Here is a 20,608-nt window from a genome sequence, read left to right on the forward strand (position 1 = left end):
ACTTGATTAAACATTGTTAAATAATTATTGGACTTTGGACAAAAAGAAAACAGTTAGCGTAATATTTACGCTAACTATATTAGAGAAATATTTCTCTGTCTCCAGTGAATTTAATCACTGAAAAATGGCAATAATTAAGAGTTGTCGCCCACTACTAAGAAACTTTTCGTTGTTTTTTGGATTTTTTTTTGCCTTTGATGATAACTTGATGACGAGTTCGTGGTGTTGTTTTATATCCTTTAATCCGTCCGGTAGAATAACCTCGACGTTTAGGAGATGTCGTCATTGTACCCAAAGTCGAAATTATTCGATAAAAATCTCTTTGAACTAAACTGGGAGTGATTTTAACTGATTTATTAGTCTTCAAATAATGTTCCCAAGGACGGGGTAAAACAATGGCTAAATTCCTAGCAGCCCATAAATTAACATAAGCAATTAATGTTAATTTGAACCAATTTTCTTCATGTTCAACATCAGGGGTTGAATAAGCTGTCATTAATAATCTTTGTTTACCAAATCGGAACAGATGTTCTATGTCATAACGTTGCCGATAAGATTCATAGCAATCAATCAAACTTAACTCTTGACGTCGAGAACCAATAACAATTAACCACATCGGTTTCCCAATCTGATTACCTACTTCATCAGTAATATTAATTTGTAGTAAAGTAAAAGGATAACGATTCATTTTATAGTTCTGAGTTCCTTTCATTAACATCTGGTTCCAACCCGAAATTGTTACTGTCAATTGACGACCTTTTCTAGTAGTAAAAATGGATTGACTAACCTCCGTAGGTTCATGCCAAGTATTCTCATCTTTCAGGTCAAATTTATCTCCATACCAACGGGGATGTCCTGAAGTAATTGCTTGGTGTTCTTTCCTGATAAATTGACGGTAAAAGACTCGATTGCTTCTCACTCGTGTCACGGTAATTAAGTTTTTATGCTTGACTTGTTCTCCAATAAAATTTCTTTGGCTGTAGAAACTGTCAGCAACTAAAACTGATAACTTCTCTCCAGAGAAAGAAGCAGTTTTAAAGATTTTTTCCAGTTGTTTATTACCAATGTTAGTAGCCTTTTCTGACGAGGGAACCCTTTCTCCTAATAAGGGAACAGCCCAAGGTACATTACCTGTTGCTATTCTCTCTGGTAAAGCGCATATAACTGAATAATAATGGCCAATACTAATGGGTTTATTTCCTTTAATTGGATTGGGATAATTGATAAAAGTTTTGTCGGCCAATGTAGCTGAAAAAGGACGTGGACAAGGAGTTGTATCAATTCCAAATAAATGAAAATGTCGGGAAACTGGAGTAGGAATTGTTTGAGACGCAGCCTCTAATAAGTAATTAACTTGTTGTGAGTAATTATCATCATTTTTATCAGGTAAAAATTCTTGAATTCCTTTATATAAACTGTTATAATTTCGTCGAAATAAAGGATGTTCAGACAATTCTACTACCGAACTTGCGATGGAGTTTGATGAAAGGGCATCTACTAATTCTATAATAGTTTCAATTCTTGCATTAACTCCATGATAAAGGTTTTGCCTCCAGGATAAGAACTCCTTGATTGATTGACTGTTTTCTTGATTTTCCATGGTTGTGAATAATACACCTCTGAATGTTAGTGTATATTTTACGCCAACATAAATCCTTTCTTAACTATTCAGTCTCATGTCTACACCGAAATCCAAGCAAACCACTCAACCTGCAGCCATTAGAGGGAAACAAATTCAGGGTTTAATCCGTCAGATGAAGCAGAAAATTAAGAAAATTGAACGAGAAGGAGAGGTGATTCCTCGTGAAGTTCATATCATCCGTTATCAAGTCAATAGAAATCAGAAACTTTACTATTATTATAAATTACAATCTGCTTCACCGATTTTTCCTATGGCTACTGATAGTCAGAAAAAAACTAAATATAAATATTTAGGCAAAGCGGGTAGTGAAGCTCATATTGATGCAGTTGAAAAAATGAGTCGAAGGAATCTTATTGATGAGTTGGAGAGAGTTGTTCATTCCCTTCAAGAAAGTTATTTAGATATTTGTTTTGGTGGAGAAATTGAACCAGACCCATCCTATGATCTTCGGGATGATAAATAATGTCAAAAACAAAGATAATTCCAGTATGAATTCGGTCTTTAAACCTTAATTTTGGTAGTTAGTGTAACTATTACGCTAACTACTTTTTTTTGTCCAAAGTCCAATAATTAATTACTAATTATTATATTTGATAAGTTTTAAAGTAATTTCAACCCATGCCAAAAAATAATAATATTCAAATATTTCTAATTTTTAGTGCTTTAGTAATATATGTTAGTTTTGGTGTCTATACAAATAGAGTAAGAAGTATTTCTAGACCTCAATACTTGCCAGTTACAGCAGAAGTTATTATTAATGATTTAAAAATAGACTTAGAAGTCGCTGACACCCAAAAAGAAAGAAAAATCGGGCTTATGTTTAGACCTTCTTTACCCGACGATCGCGGGATGCTGTTTGAGTTTAAACCTCCTCAAAGAGTAAAACTGTGGATGAAGAATTGCTTAATCAGTCTGGATATTATCTTTATTAGGAATAGTATTGTGCAAGGGTTAGTCCCCAACGCGCCTCCTTGTTATACAGATAAATGTTCTATATATGATTCTGGAGTGATTGTGGATAGCGTAATTGAATTGAAAGGTGGACGTGCGAATGAGTTGGGCTTAAAGATAGGCGATCGCTTGACAGTAACTACATATTGAAAATAATTAATTATTAACAATTAGTAATTTATCAATGCCGGAGTATTGATTATTAAAGTTGTTGCAATTGAAATTTAACAACTTCTTGATAATTTGCTTTATTGTGTGGAAAACCGCTTAAATTTTTCCCTGTCTCGGGTATCCAGACTATTAAGAAGTATTTTCTTAAGCGTAAAGCCAGTTCAATTAATTCAGCACTAGCTTTGCTTTTCTCTAAAATTAAATAAATTTTAGGGCAGTTAATTATATTAGTTATTTGAGTTATTTCTTTGATCAAAGACTCGATTGTTTTCACTTTTGGACAGAAATATTCAGGAAAAGCTTTACTCACATCTTGCACCTGACAAGACAAAGTTCCAAACCGTGTTTATAAAACCAAGGATTTAGTAACTTTAATTTTTTGATAAGGGAAAGGAGTAAAATCTGAGGTAAGAGCAAAACTAAGGCTTTTTCGGCTGAATCATACCAATCTAAATCATCAAAATAACCATTATGTAAATAAATCCAATAAGCTAATAAATAAGAGACGAGAGAAAGAATTAACCAACGATAAACCCCTAATAAAGTTTTTTGTCCAAAACGATGGAGACTAAATTGATGTTTGGCCGTTTTAAAGAAACCTTCAATCTGCCATCTACGTTTTCCCCAACGGACGATAGTTTTTCCCTTCATAGGTTTAGTTGAAATAACAAATCGCTTAACTCTTTTTCCATCTCGTTTTAGCCAAACCCATGATAAGAAGACAGGAAAATTTAAGCCGTTTAGATAAACTTGTTGTCCACGAGTTTTTAGTTCAGACACTTTACGTCCATCAGTTAATTTTCTGGTATTAGGGATGCCAAGAATTCCATGATGATTAAAAGAACTGTCACGGAGTTTTTCAATGAATTTAATTGTCCCAAAGGCTGTATCTCCTAAAACATAAATTGGGAAAGATTTTGTCAAAATAGAAGGCAATGTATTCAGTAATTTTAAAGCCAGTTGAGAAGGTGATGAGGTTCCTTTGCCTCTATATACACGAAAACTCCAAGGAAATCGCCAATTACCTATAACTAAGTAAAGAACAACGATGTGTAAACCTTTTTATGATTATAAACTCTAACTAATTCTTTTAGATGAACAAACTTCCCTACTTTTTCAAGAGTTGTTAAATCTAGAATAACTTGTAAAATGAGTTTTCGTCCTTTTATTCTTTCAGATAAAACTAAGTTGAGAATGAAAGAACGAACAGTGCGTATCAGAGAACGAGTTGACCAATTATAATGATTTAAGAAGCGACTAATAGCACTTTCTGATTTGGTTTGACAATGATGAGGAACAGCATTTCCTTGACTATGTAGAAACAAGCCTAAAACAGATTCTAGAGTTTCTTTTGATAAATTGTGGGCATTAATTCTTTTAAAGAGCAGAGTAATTCGTCAACTTGGGATAAAATGGGGTGAGGCAACATAGTTCTCTGTTTAAAATAGAGAACTATAATAACATATTCCATAATCAAAAAGCTCAAAAAATGGCTAAAATCAACAGTAATCTAGAAATAGCAGAGCGAGCAGACCGTATTAGAGAAGCTATAGCTGCTTTAAAACGTGAAAAATCAGAAATTGAAGCTTCAGGATGGGTTGCTCCTGCTGATTGTTATGTAGCACGGTATCAAGCCAAAGGGCAAAAATATCATTATTGGTATTATCAACTCAAAGGGTCTAGATCTGTTTTCCCAAAAAGTAATAAAAAAGGGGAATTTTCGCGTTTTAAACATTTAGGAAAAGCAGGAAGTCAAGCACATATAGATGGAGTGAATGCTGTGATTAGAAGAGGTAAAATTGAGCAATTAACTTCAGCTATCGAAGCACTTTATGAAAGTTGGTTAGATTTATATCCCGATGAAGAAAAAGCAGGTCATCGGGTAGAGTAAGATTAATTTACCCTCTGGTTTTTATTACTTCTTCATTATAGTTCTCTATTGAGAAGAGATAACTAACTCCCACCTCCGATCAGATAAGTATTTCAGTTATTGTTCTTCATATCAACTTTTGTTGGTGCAAGATGTGAGTTTAGCAAAAATTTGATGGCAAATTTCTCCGAGCAAATATTCTTTACTACTACTTGGTTTTGCCAGTTTAATATTGATTTCAATCATCTTAATTTGACGCTATCCTTAAATTTAATTGCTTGCACTACGTTCCTGTGGAGGCTTAACCCAAAGAGTACAAAAACCATCTTTGACTGGTCGATTATTATAACTCATCTTAATTTTGAGATTTTTAGCATCATTCAGACATTGGCCTGAATTAATGTAATCCTTATTCCAATCTAATATATTTTTAGCTTGTTTCCCCTCTGGACTCATAGCCCAAGCAAGAGCATTTGCCTGCACGCGAGTTAATTTGACAGGACTACTAGGATCTATTCCTCCTTGTAAGTAAGGTGGCACTGTCATCCCACTGAGAAATCCGATTGCTATCCCTCCCAGCACACAAGCTCCAGCAGTAACACTAGCCCAGGGTACGGCATTGAGATATTGCTTGGTGGTTTCAGTTTTGGCAGTATTCAGAGAAGAGGCCACGGCAGATGCGATCGCTGCCTGTTGTTCAAGCACGGAAGTTCTTTGTGCTAGCTCCATGCTCACTTTTAGTTTATCTCGCCAAGTTTCTAATTCTAAAGTCCAGCAATCAAGAATATGTCCGAAAGTTTGAGGAGCTTCGTCTAATAATAATTCTAGTCTCCCTGAAGCCACTAAGATGAGAAATATAGGGTCGTCAACAGTAACTCCTGTTGTCCTCACCAATCCTTCTAACTTAGCTTTGTAAGCATCGGGTTTTCCTTCTAGTAGTTCATCTAGTAAGTTTTTCCCCTGGAAATTATTAAAGGAATGTGGATCGGGGGTCGTCGCTTGGCTATGGACTTCCTCTACAACTCTAACTTCTTCGAGTTTACTACTTACTTGATTTACTGGATTTTTGTGATTTTGTAGCGGTATATCTGGCATTGGTTTTTTCATTACTTACCTGTTCTACAGTGTTGTTGGCTGTGATAGTATTTTCAGGACTGATAGACAAAGGGCTGGTAGAAAATCCTGAAAGATTGTTATCATAGAGATTGTGCCCTAATTCCTCTAAGTTTTTGAATTGTTCGGTTTGTTTAAAAATAGCTGAAAATTTATCAATAAAAACTTTAACAACATGGCGATCGACTACTTTGTTTCTAAAATAACCTTCTCCATTTAACGCCCGTTCATAAGACATTTCCGAACCTCTAATTTCAGTAGCACAAGATTCTTTAAGTGTAGGAAAATCTATAGTTAAAGCTTTTGAAATAGCTGTTGCATATACAGGTTCTTCCAATAAATTCCAATCATCACTAAAGTGGTGGTTTTTCACTAAAACGTGAGTCATTTTGTGGGAATACTTGTTAATAGAATCAACAAATAAATTCATACTGTTATGTTCGCCATTAGTAACAAACCACCTGACAAATTTTACTGGAGTAGGTAAAGATTCTGCTAGGCCGAATAAGTCATTTATGGAAAACCAAGAATCTATTGCGCGTTTTGCTGCTGATGGAACATTTACGATAGCGATTTTACCAATAGAAGCATCAAAAATAGAATCAGCAGTTTTTTGTTCCCGAAGGTTTTCAGTAAAAAAACCTTCTACTAACAATTATGAATACTGTTGAGCGTAAACTCTTTTGACATCAGGATTAGTTCGATCTGCATCAATCAAAATCAAGGGGATATATTGACAGTTTTCTCTAGTTTCATCATTGAAAATATCAACCTCCTTTGTCAAGCCAGTAAGCTCGTTCTTTAATAAAGAATTTACTCGTTCTTTTTCGAGAGAATTTGACCCGATTAACCTTAAAGTTTGAAGGCAATAGTAAAACATAGCTTGAGCAACAACGGATTTTCCTACTCCGCCTTTCTCCCCATCAACTAAATGTATACAATTCATGTTAATCCTCCTTTTAAAAATTTATAGTTTCTCCATTTTGAAATATTTCTCGATCTTTATCTAATTGTTGTTCATCATCTAATTCTTCTTCTTCGTCTACCTTCTCTCCTTTTGCTCCATTAGGAAATTGTGCTTGATTTGTTACTGCTAGAGGTTGCTGTAAAGACTTACACCCAAGCATTAAGCACATTAGCTGAAAATGGTTGATAAATTTTTGATAAGATAGTTCAACCTCATTATGTATAGTTTCTGGAGAAGATTCTACAGATGTTAAGGCGTAGGGCAACCAAAGTATTTCTAGAGCTTCTAAAATGATACTTTTTAAAGGCTTATCTTTCTGTTTTAAATAATTAAAAAGTATCTCATCTGTGCCCCCAGTTTTATATTTGATGCGAACATAAGAATACTTACTGTTATTGTCGATCATCTTCTGCGAGTTGCGTTCTGATTTACACTTCGATAGCACATTGTAAATCACTGGTGTCAAGTTGGTAGATAATATAAATAGTAACAATAGAGGTCATATATTCGTTCTTTCAATGAATATCTGTCTATCCTGTTAGGAGGTTTTATACCATCAAAAATAAACATCTCATTATTCCGTGTCCCATTAAAATAATGTATCTCACTTCTTAGAAATTCAGCAGTACCTCCACAGAAGACGACGATATTATTATCAAACGGTATAAATTCTAATAGCCAATTTTTTAAAGCTTCAAAATATTCGGCGCGAGAAAGATGAAGACCATCTTTCAATCTCTGTAATTGGGATACGGTATTGTTTATAAAAGTAGTATCTATTAATTTATTAAGATATGTATTCGCATTTTCCAAATCAGAGTTGGCAGCTACAATTATTGGTAATAATTCCGATACAGGGTTTTTTTTGCAGGTAAAATTTCTGAATTTTTCAATCATAAAATTCATCCCTAAATCAGAAGAGTATTTGTTGATAGGTTGCCCACGTTTGAAAGTAATCAAGCTGGCATTTCTGTAACCTAGCATGACTACAGAAAAGTTTTGCTGATTGAACCTATATTTAGGGTTGTTTTTTAGATAGAGCGTAATTCCTGCGCTTTCTGGTTTGCAATCAAAATCTTCAAGCGTAACAGACATCTCTCCAGAAGGAGTATTAAAACTTTGACAAGCTTGTTTTAACAATTTTTCTAATTCAAATCTATCATTGTACTCCCCAGGAGGTATGAGTAGGCCAAAATAAATGGCAAACTTTGATGGTAGATTCCATTTCTCCTTGATCACCCACAAAAGGGCTAAAGTTTTGAATATCGCTAATTCATACTTTGGAGGTTTTAACAAAGTAAATCCACTAAATTTTTCTGCTAAACTACCAATAACTTTGTAATGTGCGTCCTTCACACCACACCATGCTCTATGCTCTGGTTCACCATAATTACTAAATGTTTCTTTTTCCAATATTTCGATTGAACTACGACTGACATTAGCAATTTCAGAACCCATAAATATAGGTAAAATTATATTTTTATCCTTTTATTTGCAGAAGCAATAGCTTTAGTCCCCATACCTCCAAAATCAGCCACAACAACAATTTTATCAAATTTTTTCGGTATGGAATCTTGTACATCTACATCATTTTCATCTATTTTTTTTGGTATGGAATCTTGTACATTTACATCTTGAGTTTGAACCATTATTGCATTTATCTCTTGTCTACAAAAATATATTAGTCAAAAATATTCTCCAAATATTGTGTTTGATTTACAGTTCGGTCACAAGTAGGTCACAAGTCGGTCACGAGTTAATCACAATAAATTTTCTTGTACAGTTTATGTATATTTAAAGTGCATTATGTCAAATTTCATAAAAATTATTGGATTCAACACTAGCAAATAGAGTAATTACCAATTATTTTTTTATTGTAATAAGAGTCTGAAACAGAATCTGGAAGGCTATTTTTAAGATATTAAAACGCTTTGAATTACCTTCACTGTTTTACGGATAATTAAACCCATCTACTAGCTAAAGCAACCCCTTAGATGCAATAAACTTTAATTAAATATAAAGAACAGAATAATATCAAAAAATTTGAGATATTTTTGTATAAAAAATATTGTATATTATGAAGCTTTTTCTTAATAAAACTTTACAAAAACAGGAGTAATAATGACTGTAAAAAGAGTTGTGATTATCGAAGATAATTCAAATCAATTGATAATTTTAAAGACTATTTTGGAAACAAAAATCCCTAACTGGGAAATCAAAACATCTTCTACAGGTGAAGAAGGTATATTGCTAATAAATGCATACAAACCTGATTTGATATTATTAGATCGATGTTTACCAGACATAAGTGGCGATACCATCTGTGAGTATGTCCGCACCAAAATAAATGAGTATGACCCTTATATTTGTATGCTGACAGGATTGATCAGTACTCAAAGTAAAATTCAAGGATACAAAATAGGGATAGATGATTATATCTGTAAGCCTATTGATTATGAAGAACTCCCTATTCGGTTGGCACTAATGTCTACCAGAGGGCATCGCGATCTTCCTGTGTCACGGAATCAATTTGATTTAGAAATACAAACTAAATATTTACGCATCTTGCCTAATGGGCGGGTATATATAAATCTTCCTGATGAGGAAGAAAAAGAAACTTATCTCACTGAAACAGAATTACGCTTGTTTAAACTTTTAATTCAATCCGCCGGACGTTTTGTAAATAGAAGAGATATAGGCTTACATTTATGGGGTGCTTGCTGTTCGTACAGTGTAGTGAGTACAAACATACATAGAATCAAGAAAAAATTAGGTGCAGCCAATATTTTAATTGAAAGTAATAGACACTTGGGTTATTCTTATAATGATAATGCTTTCATAAAAGACGATGCTCATATACGACATTTGGCTTAATGTAACAAAAGGTATCATACTTTTTGTGTCGTTATTACTATCTGTCTATCCTGAAAAAGAATATTATACCGAGCAAGAATATTATTCAGTACCAGAGGTCTACAAGCCTGAGTTATCAGAGTTATATTGCCCAGTTCGTGTTAATATTATTTCTTTTGTAATGGGTTGTAAAATAGCAGCAATATCAGATAAAACAGATAGAAAAAATCAAGATACTTGTCGATTTTTAAAGCACGAACTGCTTACACCTATATCAGTTCTCAAAGGCTTTTTTTGTGAAAAAAAAACGGATGAATTTAAGATTGTTGTTGATGAAATAGAGCGAATTGAGGAAATAATAGTCAATTTTGATCCTGAAAAAGCTTCTTTTTTCAGAAAAACATCAGATAATTCTCCTTTTTTATCCATGATTTAATAAACAATATAGTCCTACAGCTAAGATTTTTGAACAATAATGGTATAGATATTATTGTGGAAGTTCGTGATTCTTTGCCTCCTCTCAACATAGATAAAAATGTGCTGCATCAGATATTAACTAATCTGCTAACCAATTCTTTAAAATATACGGTTGCGGGTTCTATTTTGATATTGGCTGAGTACGAACACACAAGTATCAAAATAATTATTGAAGATACAGGGATAGGCATGGATAGTGAGAAGGAAGTCCCATATATATTTGATTGTTGTTGGCGTTCTCAAAAAGTTCAGCATAATATAGCAGGGCATGGTCTGGGGATGACTGTAGTCAAAAAATTAGTTGGGGATTTAGAAGGCAAAATAGAGGTATTTTCTCAAGTGAATGTCGGTACAGTTGTAACTTTATCCTTACCACTAACCTAAAACAGAGGTTGATAGGAGATAGTACAATAAGATGAAAGGCTACTTATATTTTCATCACAAAAAATTCGGGAAGCGGGAAACCTGCCAGTTTTAACGGCTGGATGCAAACGATGCGACGGGTTTGAACCCGTAGTCACATTGACAACTTGAGGTTATTTCGCTAATGCTAATATAGTTATTATACAGCGACAAATGAAGTATGTACCTAACCCAAAAGAACAAAATTAGAAATTTGTCTAGCCAGGAATTTAAAGCATTAAGACAATTGTGCAGATTATCCAAAAATATGTACAATGTCGGTCTTTATTCGGTACGACAATTCTATTTTTCTAAGGGCGGATATCTGAGGTATGAATCAAACTATCATTATTGTAAAGACAATGAAAATTATCAGCTACTTCAAACCGATATTGCACAGCAAATTTTAAAAGTTGTCGATCGGTCTTTTAAGTCATTTTTCAACTTAATCCAAAAGGCCAAAGAAAGTCTATATAGGTTTGAACAAATACGAATGCCTAGATATCTCAATAAAGAGGGGTACTTCCCTTTAATAATACCTCGAATTAGGGTGAAAGATGGATATTTTAATATTCCAATGTCTAGGAAATTCAAGGCTGAATATGGTGCAGTAAAAATACCTTTTCCTGAAAGATTAGCAGATAAGAATCTCAAATAAGTTAGAATAATACCTAGATTTAATGCTAGTTTTTTTGAAGTAGAATTTATTACGGAATAGGAGTCACAACCAGCAGTAAAGACAGATAATATAGTAGCAATAGACTTAGGTTTAGACAATCTAGCTACTTGTGTATCAAATACTAGGTCATCGTTTATTCTAGACGGTAGAAAACTTAAATCAATCAACCAGTGGTACAACAAAGAAAATTCTAGATTGCAGTCTATAAAAGACAAACAGGGCATTAAAGGTTTAACAAAGAGACAAATTAGCATTACGGTAAATCGGAATAATAAAGTCAGAGATTACTTGAATAAAGCTGCTAGGTATTTAATCAACTGGTGTATTGAAAATAGAATATCTACTCTAGTTTTAGGTGTAAATCCTGGCATGAAGCAAAATATCAATTTAGGCAAAAAAACTAACCAAAATTTTGTACAAATACCACACCATAATTTTAGATTTAAACTAAAAGCTATGTGTGATAGGTATGGTTTGACCTACACTGAACAGGAAGAATCCTATACTTCTAAAGCTAGCTTTTTAGATGGTGATTTAATACCTGTGTATAATGCTGATAATCCCACGGAATATAGTTTTAGTGGTAAACGAATAAAGCGTGGTTTGTACAAGACTAGGAAAGGAAAATTGATAAATGCTGATGCTAACGGTGCTGCCAACATTGGAGTCAAAAGCAACCTGAATGGGTTTATCCCGGACAGATTAGAGGCATCTTTGGCTATGCCATTAAGGGTAAAATTTGACGTGACTTCAGTCCGGCAAATTTGTTCCGCTTAAGAATCCACGCGACTTTCAGTCCGTGGAGTGTCAATTCTGATTAATTTCTGAGGGTATTCTTAAGGGTTGCCGAAGGCAACTCTTAAAAATGCTCTGTTTTTTCCGATAGCAAATGCTATCGAAAAACTTCTTTGTCCTAAAATGGTTGATTATAGCGGTTTTCAAATAGATAGACTACAGTGGCAAAAGCATTCTCCTACTCCCTACTCCCGCGCACCAAAAGAATTTTGTAGTCTACTTATAGCGGTTTTCAAATAGATAGACTTACAGTGGCCAAAGTATTCTCCTACTGTCTGCTCCCCACTCCCTACTCCCTACTCCCGCGCACCAAAAGAATTTTGTAGTCTACTCAAATGAAAAGCGCTGTAAAAGTAGCCATACCCTTGAAACTTATTTATACTAAAGATGGCCTATGGCTACCAAGCCTTATTATCTATACTTTTTTGGCTTTAGGATCGCCATATAAAGATCGCCAATGATTTAATTCTGTTTCCAGTTTAGTATTAACTATACCTAAGTTGATGATGCTTTCTTTGCAGTCATTCAATTCAGCACGATATATTTCTGTATTATTCTCATGCACATAAGATAAAAATAATTCGGATATGATGTTTGTACAAAATGATAGTAGTTGACTGCAACTTAGTTTAATATTTAATATTTTCAAGGCATCCTTGAAAATAAGTAAATTTAGGTTGTTAAACTGGTATATAGTAAAACGATGCGTAGGTATATTGTCCCCAGTGTATTTTTTGATTGTTTTGGATAAATCAGAAACAGATATATATTCATTTTTATCCTGACAAAATAGGGTTATATCTAGAGTAGAAATATATATAGGTTTTAGTGCATATAAAGTTGTGTTTGAATTATTCATAGTTCTATTTCGCTTTTTTTCGTCTGACGTTTCTGAAATTGCTGTGTTTTCAAGTAATTTTGTATTTCTTTGTCCAATTGCTGGAATATTAGAAGTTCTTGCTGAGTATTCTTATGTTCTATTAGCCATCTATCTGTGGTAAAATGCGCAGATATCAAAGGTATTGTATTAGAATTACTGCCATAAACACCTAGATGATTATTGTTTAGAATTAATCTATAATCCCCTACGAAAAGGTCGTTTAGATTGAAATCTTCAAGAAACAAACGATACTTCCGGAAGTGATTATTAAGATGTTCTTGTATGTGTGATAAGTTCGATGAGGTTGTACGCAGCCAATGATTTTTACTCCAGGTCTCTTCTAAATTAAACTCTTTTTCTATTTCTTTTAACGCAGCTTGATTCTGATAGTAATTATTGTGTAGGTGCGATATTTTGCCATTGCGATTGATGAGATTAAAGACACAGTGTAAATGGGGGCGACCTGTATCCTCATGGATTACATATACTCTTTGATTGTCTTCAAGTCCTATTTTTTGAGTAAAAGATTCTGATATATCTATCCACTTTCTGTGGGAGATCCCTATCTGTATATCTTTGTCGGCTGGAGATATAGAAACATGGTAACAACTTTTTTTTGCTCCCCTGTTTTGACTTCGTGCGGTCATATATTTAATGATTTCATTAGTGACTTCTTTGGTCTCTACAGATCGAACAGGGATATTAGTGGCGATTAGTGTAGATTCTTTCTTTCCCAGTACATAAGACAGGGTAGTTCTAAAGGATGTAGCACAACTGCATTTAGTACGCATGGTAAACAAGTGAGGATGATGAGGATGATAATGGGAATCCCTCTTTCTGTATGATAATCTGTCTGGTTTTATGCCAAAATTCCTCTCGGTTTCATGTAATAAGTAAAAAATATGGCGTTGGTGAAGCGCGGGTATGATTTGAGAAAAGAGCGATCGCTGTGAATGTCTATAAGGAACTGGAACATCCAAAAAATTTAGATAATGAATCAGTAAGCGAATTGAATGCTTTAACATCTCTAAAGATTTTGAGTAGCAAAGAGTTTTTCGATGTAATCTGGCAAGATAGTGGCGAAGTCTAGTATTTTCTCCTTCTACTCTGGTCATATAGGTTTTGCTGATAATTTGATCCCCATCATTAATAAAATTGGCATATACTTTCCATCCATCTGTCACATAAAAATAACATTCCCATTTTTTGACTTTTTCCCATAAAGGATAAAATGTTTCTCCACTACGATTTCCAATAACCCATTCTAAAATTCCTTTTTCAAAATGATCTACTGCCGTCCATAGCCAAATTTTGTTTTTTTTGAGCCTACAAATGTCTGTAATTCGTCTAGCTCTCCTACTTGAGGAATTTTTCAGGAGAGTAAGAATCGGGTAATAGTTTTCCTACTTGTTTAACCCAGTTGATAATTGTAGTATGGTGTACCTTTTTGACTCTTGATATTGCTCTTAAGCCCATACCATTAACATACATTTTTAAGCATTCATCTCTGAGTTCATCACTATAACCTCTATAAGTTTCATAGCAATCAATAAATTGACGACCACATTCTACACACATATAGTTTTGCTTTCCTTTTTTTTGGCCATTTTTATTGATGTGAGTTGATTGACATTCTGGACATTCCATAATTTTTCTGCCTAATTTAGCGTTGGCGGAGCAAGTGCGGCAGCTATATCGCTCTTTTCTCAAATCATACCCGCGCTTCACCAACGCCTGGAATTTTGCCCGAAATATGTAATATGTTATTAACCTTATTATTTTCAGTAATACCCTTATTTTCAATATATTGTTTTGCTTCTAGTTCTGTAAAAGGCTGTAAACAAATACGTTCTATTTTATCTTCATAATTTGCCCATTGAAAAAGATTGATTTCTTTCCTGCAAGCAATAGCAAAAATCAAAGTTTGAGGGATTTTACCATAATCTTCATCCAAGCAATTTCTTAACCATATACCTACATTCTCTGTTACTCTTTCATAATTATCAAAACAAATAACGACTAATTTTTCTTGAGTTAAGTTTTTCAATCCTTCCCAAAATAAAGGAGTAAGAATGCTAAGAGGATCGCGCATTAAACTCTTTTCATCTTTACTGTTAAACTTTTTTGCTATAAAAGCAGCCCACTCCTCTGCTTGTTTACTTAATTCTTCATCATCGAAAAACTCTAAAACAGTATCAATTCCTGGAACTTTTTTACCGAAACTCAATCCTACTTTAGCCGTTGTTTTACCAACAAAATTAGATAACCCTTGAGGTTTTTCTGGGTCGTTGTCTATCTTTGAGCGACATTGAAGATAGAGTTTATATTGATCGTTAAACTTCTTAAAATTTTGGTCAACAAATAATTGAGGATTGGCCGAAGATAACTTTTTCAACGGAGAAATAAATCTAGAAAAAGTAGGAAAATTAGTTAAAATATATTTTTCAATATCCCTTAAATTACAATCAATTTCTCCTAACTTTTTTACTACAGTTCCCATGATGGTAGGAATATCAGTTTCATCTCCATCAAGATAAACTGATAAATTCCCAGACTCCAATGCTAAATGCCGAAACTGTTGCAAAAGATAGGTCTTACCCATCCCACTTTGTCCATGAATATTAATAATCAACAAAGGATTTTGAGGGGCTTCAGGCGACTGGGTTAAATATTGGAGAAATTGCTCAATCTCTTTTTCTCGTCCGATAAATTTTTGAGAACACATTTTTGATACAGATAAGGAGATACGATCAAAACTTACGCAAAGACGCTATATATATCACTTAAAATCATTAGGAATTAGGTAAAACACTATATGTAGTGAGTAACATAAAATCATTTACCATCAGAGAATATTACTGGAGCGCTCGCTAAATCCACTCAGCGCTCGCTTCCCACAAAATTCAACCTATGCCACAGGCCACCTTACATCATTAGGAGTAGCTGTTGGTTCAGCATACAGATTTCGGTTGAAACTATAAGATTTATGATTTATGTTATTGATTCCTTCCGATAGCGTTTGCTATCGGAAAATTTCATGCTATTGAACGACGGGACTTGCTATTTCCCTAGATCCTAAATTTCTAAGCAAGTCTATTTCCTGCATCGTCGATTATTTCATCCCATTGCAGATGAAAATCACTATTCAAAAGCTTGGCTGTTTTCAACAAATCTATCCCCCAATTTTCAAGAATAGAATCAACTTCAGCAGCAGAAGTTAATCTCAAGTAATCAATTCCGAACTCCAGGTGGCTTTGAATCGCCATTTTCAATAACTGCATTCTGAATATTGAACAAGCTTTCTACAGGAATATTTAACTTACGAGCCAACAAGAGTACCTGCTCCGGAGGCAATTGCTGCTTGTTATACAAAGATTTCAAAAAATCAAACGAGAGTTTTTCTGCTTTTTTTAGCCTCTGCGGGAAAGGCAAACCAGGGATAACTTGGCCTTCTTGAGAGAGATTTATAACTCTTTCAACAATATATTCTGTTAAGTTTGCTTCTGTCCTTTTTTCTTCTTTGGCCCACTCCTGTAATATTTCATAAGTTTCATCAGAAAAAGTCGGCGTCGTCCGTGGCATATTTCTATATATCTATAATTTATTTGGACTTATATATGAAATTTATACCATTTTTCTACGAGAAATGCTCAAACTCGACAACTGTAAGGCTTAGAGCATATATCGTTTATTTTTCTATACAAATATATACAAAATATACTTGGCGTATACAAGTATTGTTATTAATATACAAGCATAACAAAAAAAAAGCCTAGACGCAATGCCGTGCATCAAGGCTGAAACATCAACTGTGCAAAGTCTCAAGGCTGAAAATGCACTCTAGAAAATAGTTTTCAAAAGCTATTGTTCTTGAATTAATTTAGCTGTGTAGCGATCGTTTAATCATCAAAACTTCGAGCATACAACTCATGCAGTTCATCAATATCAACTCGCAAAGTAGTTGCTAACCTTAGTAAATTCAGCTCGTTAGGTTTCTTACCCTTGAGCATTGCGTCTATATGATCTTGCGTGATTTTTGAATTTTTCAATAAGTCTAAATTATCCCTAACAAAATCAGCAAGCGTATCGTAGTTTTGAACTGGCTTTGCTCTATAGTATCCCGTTTCGCGCACAGCTTCTTCAACTTTTTCTGCAATCCATTCAGTCATAGATACTTCCGAGTCCAAGCACAGTGTACGAAAAGCACGATGTATGGGAGTTGGAAGATAAACAGAAAGTTGCGTGTAACCTTTGCGAGTCCGAGACATAAGTTAATTGTAATGTACTTACTCTATTATTGCCTCACATCAAACTTTTTTTGCTTATATCCTGTAAAAATAGATTGACATAATAAAACAAGTACGTTACATTAATGGTAATAGCTATTTTTATAGAATGAGTTGAGTTTTATGGCGATCGCCAGAGACATTAAACAAATCAGTCCTGTGAACTTAAGGTAACTATTGATTACTATAGATATAGATATAGTTCAAATTCACCCTAGACAATGCCTATAACAAAATGCCATGTAGAAAATATTCATATATCAAAACTGGCATGAGTCCTGAAGAGTATTGTCAAATATGGGTCCCTGTGCTTTACAAGACTTTACCTGAACAGCGAGGCTATAAAGCTCGTTGTATCGAAGAGCTAGCAAAAGTCACAGGCTTTACCGAGCAATCTATAAAAAACTGGGGAGCTGATTTCAAAGGGCATCCAGACTATGTCAAGGTCATACTTAAACAGGCCAACATCATCAACGAATTCCGTCAGTTATTCAAAAAACATTTTGTGGATGGTGCTTGACTGTATAGTAATACTTGGTTACTTTTAAGCTAAATAAAAAGCTACAAGGAAGGTTACAAGCTTCCCTATAGCCAAAAACGATAATTAAAAAATTCTTGAACCATGAATATAGCACATTTCGAGGATATAAATCCAGCCTCCCTACTTTTGCAATTCCAGTGGCTATCCCAAACGCAACTAGCAAAAGCCCTGGGAGTCAATCCATCTGCCGTATCGAGATGGATGTGTGGCGCAACAAACCCAAGCCGGACTATTCAACGACTAGCCTGGGAACTTTTACAGATTTTAAATAAGTGGCCACTGCCGTTCCCTCCAAAAATCGAAACAGCAGAATTGGACCCACTACAACTGCTAACAAAATTTAATATTTCCCGTTTTACATTAGCTGAAGCTCTAGGAGTTTCGGTTCGAGCTATTGGCCACTGGATTAATGGCCAGAACAAACCATCTCGAAAAGTACGCCGATTGGCCCATCAACTGAATCAAAAGTGGGTTGTACTAACCGGATAGGATGTAGTGATCGCTCCCCGTGTAATCAAGTGCAGTTAGTTGCACTTGAGCCGAGCATCACTCCATCCGTACTTCCGTTGCATCATAGTAATATTGCATTCATGTTAAAAATCTTGAACTGCGATCGATCGTTCAAAAAATACCAAACTATACTGTATATAGCTGCAGTTGTGTTATTTCAGATCGCGAATCGTATATACAAGATTTTCAATTAACCCCCGCAACCCACCACTCTCTGATGTACACGGAATTCCCACTGTCTGCAACCAGGAAATTCTGTAAACGATATCAATAAAATTCATTATGATACATCTACAAAGCCAACAAGAGCTGGTGAGAATTCTTCAAGTCCAGCTACAGCAAGAACAAGAACGTCTAGAAGACATGAGTAATGCGGATACAAAAATTTCCGCATTAACAGGAGAGTTGGCTCCAATACTCGAAAAGTATCCCGTATATCGAGCCGATGTTGCCGAGCAACTCGGATTAATCTTACCAACATTACCGTCACCAACACTGCGAGTAATTGAAATAGTTGATGGCGATTATCGAAAAGACGAACAAAAAAATGTAGTCTCGGACACAAAACCCTCAAAATATACCGAAAGTAGTAATTGTCTAGATGATAATAGTCTAGACAATCAGACAGAACTGCCTGCAACAGAGAACGCATCAAAAGATGTTGATGTAACTTGGTACAACTCCATCAGTGGAGAAGTAAGTGCAGGGAACGAACGAAGGTATTTTCGGGTACTTTGGAACAACAAACAAAATCAACATCAAGTAGGTCTCAAAAAATCTGAATCCGCCAAGAGGTGGAGTAAAGATATCAATCCCACTACTCAACCCTTAATAGATAGGGTGGAGAAAGAATTCAAACTAGGAAAACCTGCTGAAAATTTTCGACAGAAATTGTACGAAGCAGCAGAGGAAGTAGGAGGTAAGTTTACTGCTTCTTTATGTAATTTAGGTACTTCCGGCACTTTCCATCTAAATGAAACTTTTGGCGTTTTTCAGATCGAGAATGAAGATATCGAGGTAGGTCATAACGACGGTAACTTTTGGTATATCCGTCCTGGTCGCAACAAAGTTTACTGTTCTGGCGACCTTCTTGCCTTTGCTGAAATATTGAAAGGTATAAAAACGGATATAGTTTTAGCGGAGCAGAAATCAAAAGATAGCATAACTCCTCAGCTTAAGGCAGCAGAAAATACCCAAATAGACACTGCTGAGATAGTAGATGTAGCTACGGTTCCTACTGTCACTTGGTACAACAGCAGTACCGGAGAAGTAAAAAAAGGTTCTTTTAAAAGGTATTTCCGGATAATTCCGGACGATATCAAAGATGAGCATGAAATCAAGTTTAAACAAAAAACCAACTCAGGAAACTGGATTCAACCAGATAACTCTACTAAACTATTTGCGGAGGCTATCTGGGAAGAATTCAAAGCAGGTAAACCCGATGCAGTAGAAGCCATTCTACAGAGATTGTACAATGTGCCAGAAAAAGTAGGAGGTAAGTTTGTCAAAAGTCATTCAAGCTGTACTGTAGGTAAGTTGGGCACTTCTTATATCCCAAATCAAGAAAGTATTGAAGTAGGCTATAACGACGGTAGTTATTGGTATTTTCGTCCTGGGTATGAAAAAGTTTACTATTCGGGAGATGTTCATGAGTTTGCTGAAATCTTAACAGGTTTAGTAAAAAAAGAGCCACCAATATCCAATTCTTCAAAAATAGAAACAGCTAAACCAAAATCCTCAGACTGTTGGTACACACCACCAGAGATTGTTGAATTAGTAGAACTTGTGTTAGGAAAAATAGACCTAGACCCCTGTTCTGACGACGGAAAACACATACCAGCAAAATACCACAAAACCATAAGAGAAGATGGACTTGCTTGTGTATGGTTTGGGAAAGTATTCATCAACCCACCCTATAGCTGTCCTGGTAAATGGATAGAGAAACTGATTTCAGAAGTTAATGACAGTAACGTCACAGAAGCGATCGCTCTCTTGCCAGCATCAACAGATACTAAATGGTTTAAACCACTGTGGAATCAACCCATCTGTTTTTGGAAAGGAAGGATTAAATTCCTAGACGTTAATTACCAACCAAAACTACCCGCACGTCAGTCACATTGTCTAGTCTATTGGGGAGAAAATATAGAGAAATTTAGACAAGTATTTTCTCAGTTTGGAGAAGTAAAGTTACCAACAAAAAACGAATCTACACAGGTTGAAGTTGAAGTTGACCCCAAAGAAGTAGAAAAACATTAACACTCACAGAAAGAATCACACCATTACTATTAGAAAATTGGGTAATAAAAACCATAGATAATAATCAAATATTTATCTACTCATCAGACACACAAAACAGTAGTAATTGGGTAAAAGTAACTGATATTTCTCACACAGAACATGGGAAAACCTTCCCCTTCCTAGTCTCCCACGAAACCCGATTTATCAACGATGTCAAGACGATAGAAGAAGCG

26 protein-coding genes and 2 pseudogenes are annotated in these 20,608 nt (G+C 34.8%); 11 read left to right on the forward strand and 17 right to left on the reverse strand.

Translation table 11 applies throughout. The annotated features are described in order from the left end of the window. Positions 1-154: 154 nt before the first annotated feature. On the reverse strand, positions 155-1,600 hold the full coding sequence (locus SAGCYANO_RS42280) for an NF041680 family putative transposase (RefSeq protein ID WP_202218496.1): 1,446 nt from the start codon (positions 1,598-1,600) through the stop codon (positions 155-157). Between the two features lie 76 nt (positions 1,601-1,676). Between SAGCYANO_RS42280 and SAGCYANO_RS42285 the strand changes: the two genes are divergently transcribed. Then, positions 1,677-2,105, forward strand: a complete 429-nt coding sequence (locus SAGCYANO_RS42285) for a hypothetical protein (RefSeq protein ID WP_202219552.1) — start codon at positions 1,677-1,679, stop codon at positions 2,103-2,105. Between the two features lie 155 nt (positions 2,106-2,260). Continuing rightward, a complete protein-coding gene (locus SAGCYANO_RS42290) occupies positions 2,261-2,743 on the forward strand; it encodes a DUF192 domain-containing protein (protein ID WP_202225481.1) in 483 nt (160 codons plus the stop codon). Positions 2,744-2,795: 52 nt separating this feature from the next. On the opposite strand, the gene SAGCYANO_RS42295 is transcribed toward SAGCYANO_RS42290, so the two are convergent. From SAGCYANO_RS42295 to SAGCYANO_RS42305, 3 genes are read right to left on the reverse strand one after another with little or no spacing between them, the layout of a single operon-like run. Continuing rightward, positions 2,796-3,074, reverse strand: a complete 279-nt coding sequence (locus SAGCYANO_RS42295; protein ID WP_202225482.1) for a hypothetical protein — start codon at positions 3,072-3,074, stop codon at positions 2,796-2,798. Beyond that, complete coding sequence (locus tag SAGCYANO_RS42300) at positions 3,071-3,814, reverse strand: transposase (protein WP_202219557.1); 744 nt, start codon at positions 3,812-3,814, stop codon at positions 3,071-3,073. The genes SAGCYANO_RS42295 and SAGCYANO_RS42300 overlap by 4 nt, the downstream gene beginning before the upstream one ends. Next, positions 3,796-4,089 carry a hypothetical protein gene (locus SAGCYANO_RS42305; protein WP_202219534.1) on the reverse strand — a complete coding sequence of 98 codons (294 nt, stop codon included), beginning with the start codon at positions 4,087-4,089 and terminating at the stop codon, positions 3,796-3,798. Before SAGCYANO_RS42305 ends, SAGCYANO_RS42300 begins: the two co-directional genes overlap by 19 nt. 164 nt (positions 4,090-4,253) lie before the next feature. On the opposite strand from SAGCYANO_RS42305, the gene SAGCYANO_RS42310 reads away from it, so the two are divergent. After that, positions 4,254-4,655, forward strand: coding sequence for a hypothetical protein (locus SAGCYANO_RS42310; protein ID WP_202218494.1), 402 nt, complete (start codon positions 4,254-4,256; stop codon positions 4,653-4,655). 249 nt (positions 4,656-4,904) lie between these two features. Here the strand turns inward: SAGCYANO_RS42310 and SAGCYANO_RS42315 are convergent, their stop codons facing one another. Genes SAGCYANO_RS42315 through SAGCYANO_RS42340 form a run of 6 tightly spaced genes read right to left on the reverse strand, consistent with a single transcriptional unit; the run spans position 4,905 to position 8,363 of the window. Continuing rightward, positions 4,905-5,729: a DUF6753 family protein gene (locus SAGCYANO_RS42315; protein ID WP_202225483.1), complete on the reverse strand. Its 825-nt coding sequence runs from the start codon at positions 5,727-5,729 to the stop codon at positions 4,905-4,907. After that, the gene (locus SAGCYANO_RS42320; RefSeq protein ID WP_202225484.1) at positions 5,677-6,402 is read right to left on the reverse strand and encodes a hypothetical protein; all 726 of its coding nucleotides are present in this window, start codon (positions 6,400-6,402) and stop codon (positions 5,677-5,679) included. Before SAGCYANO_RS42320 ends, SAGCYANO_RS42315 begins: the two co-directional genes overlap by 53 nt. Beyond that, complete coding sequence (locus SAGCYANO_RS42325; protein ID WP_202225485.1) at positions 6,403-6,693, reverse strand: hypothetical protein; 291 nt, start codon at positions 6,691-6,693, stop codon at positions 6,403-6,405. It abuts the gene before it with no gap. A 13-nt stretch (positions 6,694-6,706) separates the two neighbouring features. Further along, complete coding sequence (locus SAGCYANO_RS42330; RefSeq protein WP_202225486.1) at positions 6,707-7,120, reverse strand: hypothetical protein; 414 nt, start codon at positions 7,118-7,120, stop codon at positions 6,707-6,709. A gap of 56 nt (positions 7,121-7,176) precedes the next feature. Then, positions 7,177-8,172 (reverse strand): ParM/StbA family protein, encoded by a 996-nt coding sequence (locus tag SAGCYANO_RS42335; RefSeq protein ID WP_202225487.1) that lies wholly within the window; start codon positions 8,170-8,172, stop codon positions 7,177-7,179. A 14-nt stretch (positions 8,173-8,186) separates the two neighbouring features. Continuing rightward, positions 8,187-8,363, reverse strand: a complete 177-nt coding sequence (locus SAGCYANO_RS42340; RefSeq protein WP_202225488.1) for a hypothetical protein — start codon at positions 8,361-8,363, stop codon at positions 8,187-8,189. 472 nt (positions 8,364-8,835) lie between these two features. Between SAGCYANO_RS42340 and SAGCYANO_RS42345 the strand changes: the two genes are divergently transcribed. From SAGCYANO_RS42345 to SAGCYANO_RS47015, 5 genes and pseudogenes are all read left to right on the forward strand, one after another. After that, positions 8,836-9,588 carry a response regulator transcription factor gene (locus SAGCYANO_RS42345; RefSeq protein WP_202225489.1) on the forward strand — a complete coding sequence of 251 codons (753 nt, stop codon included), beginning with the start codon at positions 8,836-8,838 and terminating at the stop codon, positions 9,586-9,588. Positions 9,589-9,613: 25 nt separating this feature from the next. Next, the gene (locus SAGCYANO_RS42350; RefSeq protein ID WP_202225490.1) at positions 9,614-10,003 is read left to right on the forward strand and encodes a hypothetical protein; all 390 of its coding nucleotides are present in this window, start codon (positions 9,614-9,616) and stop codon (positions 10,001-10,003) included. 29 nt (positions 10,004-10,032) lie between these two features. Next, positions 10,033-10,428, forward strand: coding sequence for a HAMP domain-containing sensor histidine kinase (locus SAGCYANO_RS42355; RefSeq protein ID WP_202225491.1), 396 nt, complete (start codon positions 10,033-10,035; stop codon positions 10,426-10,428). A gap of 286 nt (positions 10,429-10,714) precedes the next feature. Next, positions 10,715-11,104: a hypothetical protein gene (locus SAGCYANO_RS47010; protein WP_237397237.1), complete on the forward strand. Its 390-nt coding sequence runs from the start codon at positions 10,715-10,717 to the stop codon at positions 11,102-11,104. A 78-nt stretch (positions 11,105-11,182) separates the two neighbouring features. Next, positions 11,183-11,902, forward strand: a pseudogene (locus SAGCYANO_RS47015) (RNA-guided endonuclease InsQ/TnpB family protein); the annotation flags it as partial. A gap of 433 nt (positions 11,903-12,335) precedes the next feature. On the opposite strand, the gene SAGCYANO_RS42365 reads toward SAGCYANO_RS47015, so the two are convergent. From SAGCYANO_RS42365 to SAGCYANO_RS42390, 7 genes and pseudogenes are all read right to left on the reverse strand, one after another. Then, on the reverse strand, positions 12,336-12,779 hold the full coding sequence (locus SAGCYANO_RS42365; protein WP_202225492.1) for a hypothetical protein: 444 nt from the start codon (positions 12,777-12,779) through the stop codon (positions 12,336-12,338). Next, positions 12,776-13,591, reverse strand: coding sequence for a relaxase/mobilization nuclease domain-containing protein (locus SAGCYANO_RS47020; RefSeq protein ID WP_237397243.1), 816 nt, complete (start codon positions 13,589-13,591; stop codon positions 12,776-12,778). Before SAGCYANO_RS47020 ends, SAGCYANO_RS42365 begins: the two co-directional genes overlap by 4 nt. Positions 13,592-13,762: 171 nt before the next feature. Next, positions 13,763-14,447, reverse strand: a pseudogene (locus SAGCYANO_RS42370) (IS1 family transposase); the annotation flags it as partial. Positions 14,448-14,511: 64 nt separating this feature from the next. After that, positions 14,512-15,525, reverse strand: a complete 1,014-nt coding sequence (locus SAGCYANO_RS42375; RefSeq protein WP_202225493.1) for an ATP-binding protein — start codon at positions 15,523-15,525, stop codon at positions 14,512-14,514. Positions 15,526-15,883: 358 nt separating this feature from the next. Then, entirely contained in the window at positions 15,884-16,027 is a 144-nt protein-coding gene (locus SAGCYANO_RS42380) for a hypothetical protein (protein WP_202225494.1), read from the reverse strand. A 4-nt stretch (positions 16,028-16,031) separates the two neighbouring features. Continuing rightward, positions 16,032-16,382 (reverse strand): hypothetical protein, encoded by a 351-nt coding sequence (locus SAGCYANO_RS42385; protein WP_202225495.1) that lies wholly within the window; start codon positions 16,380-16,382, stop codon positions 16,032-16,034. A 317-nt stretch (positions 16,383-16,699) separates the two neighbouring features. After that, positions 16,700-16,969, reverse strand: coding sequence for a hypothetical protein (locus SAGCYANO_RS42390; RefSeq protein ID WP_237397238.1), 270 nt, complete (start codon positions 16,967-16,969; stop codon positions 16,700-16,702). A 388-nt stretch (positions 16,970-17,357) separates the two neighbouring features. On the opposite strand from SAGCYANO_RS42390, the gene SAGCYANO_RS42395 reads away from it, so the two are divergent. The 3 genes from SAGCYANO_RS42395 (at position 17,358) to SAGCYANO_RS42405 (ending at position 20,393) form a co-directional block, all read left to right on the forward strand. Next, positions 17,358-17,606, forward strand: a complete 249-nt coding sequence (locus tag SAGCYANO_RS42395; RefSeq protein WP_237397239.1) for a hypothetical protein — start codon at positions 17,358-17,360, stop codon at positions 17,604-17,606. Positions 17,607-17,708: 102 nt separating this feature from the next. After that, positions 17,709-18,116, forward strand: coding sequence for a helix-turn-helix transcriptional regulator (locus SAGCYANO_RS42400; RefSeq protein WP_202219499.1), 408 nt, complete (start codon positions 17,709-17,711; stop codon positions 18,114-18,116). 303 nt (positions 18,117-18,419) lie between these two features. Next, complete coding sequence (locus SAGCYANO_RS42405) at positions 18,420-20,393, forward strand: DNA N-6-adenine-methyltransferase (RefSeq protein ID WP_202225498.1); 1,974 nt, start codon at positions 18,420-18,422, stop codon at positions 20,391-20,393. Positions 20,394-20,608: the final 215 nt, after the last annotated feature.

Origin of the sequence: Okeania sp. KiyG1 (assembly GCF_014132355.1) — a bacterium.
Taxonomy (GTDB): domain Bacteria; phylum Cyanobacteriota; class Cyanobacteriia; order Cyanobacteriales; family Microcoleaceae; genus Okeania.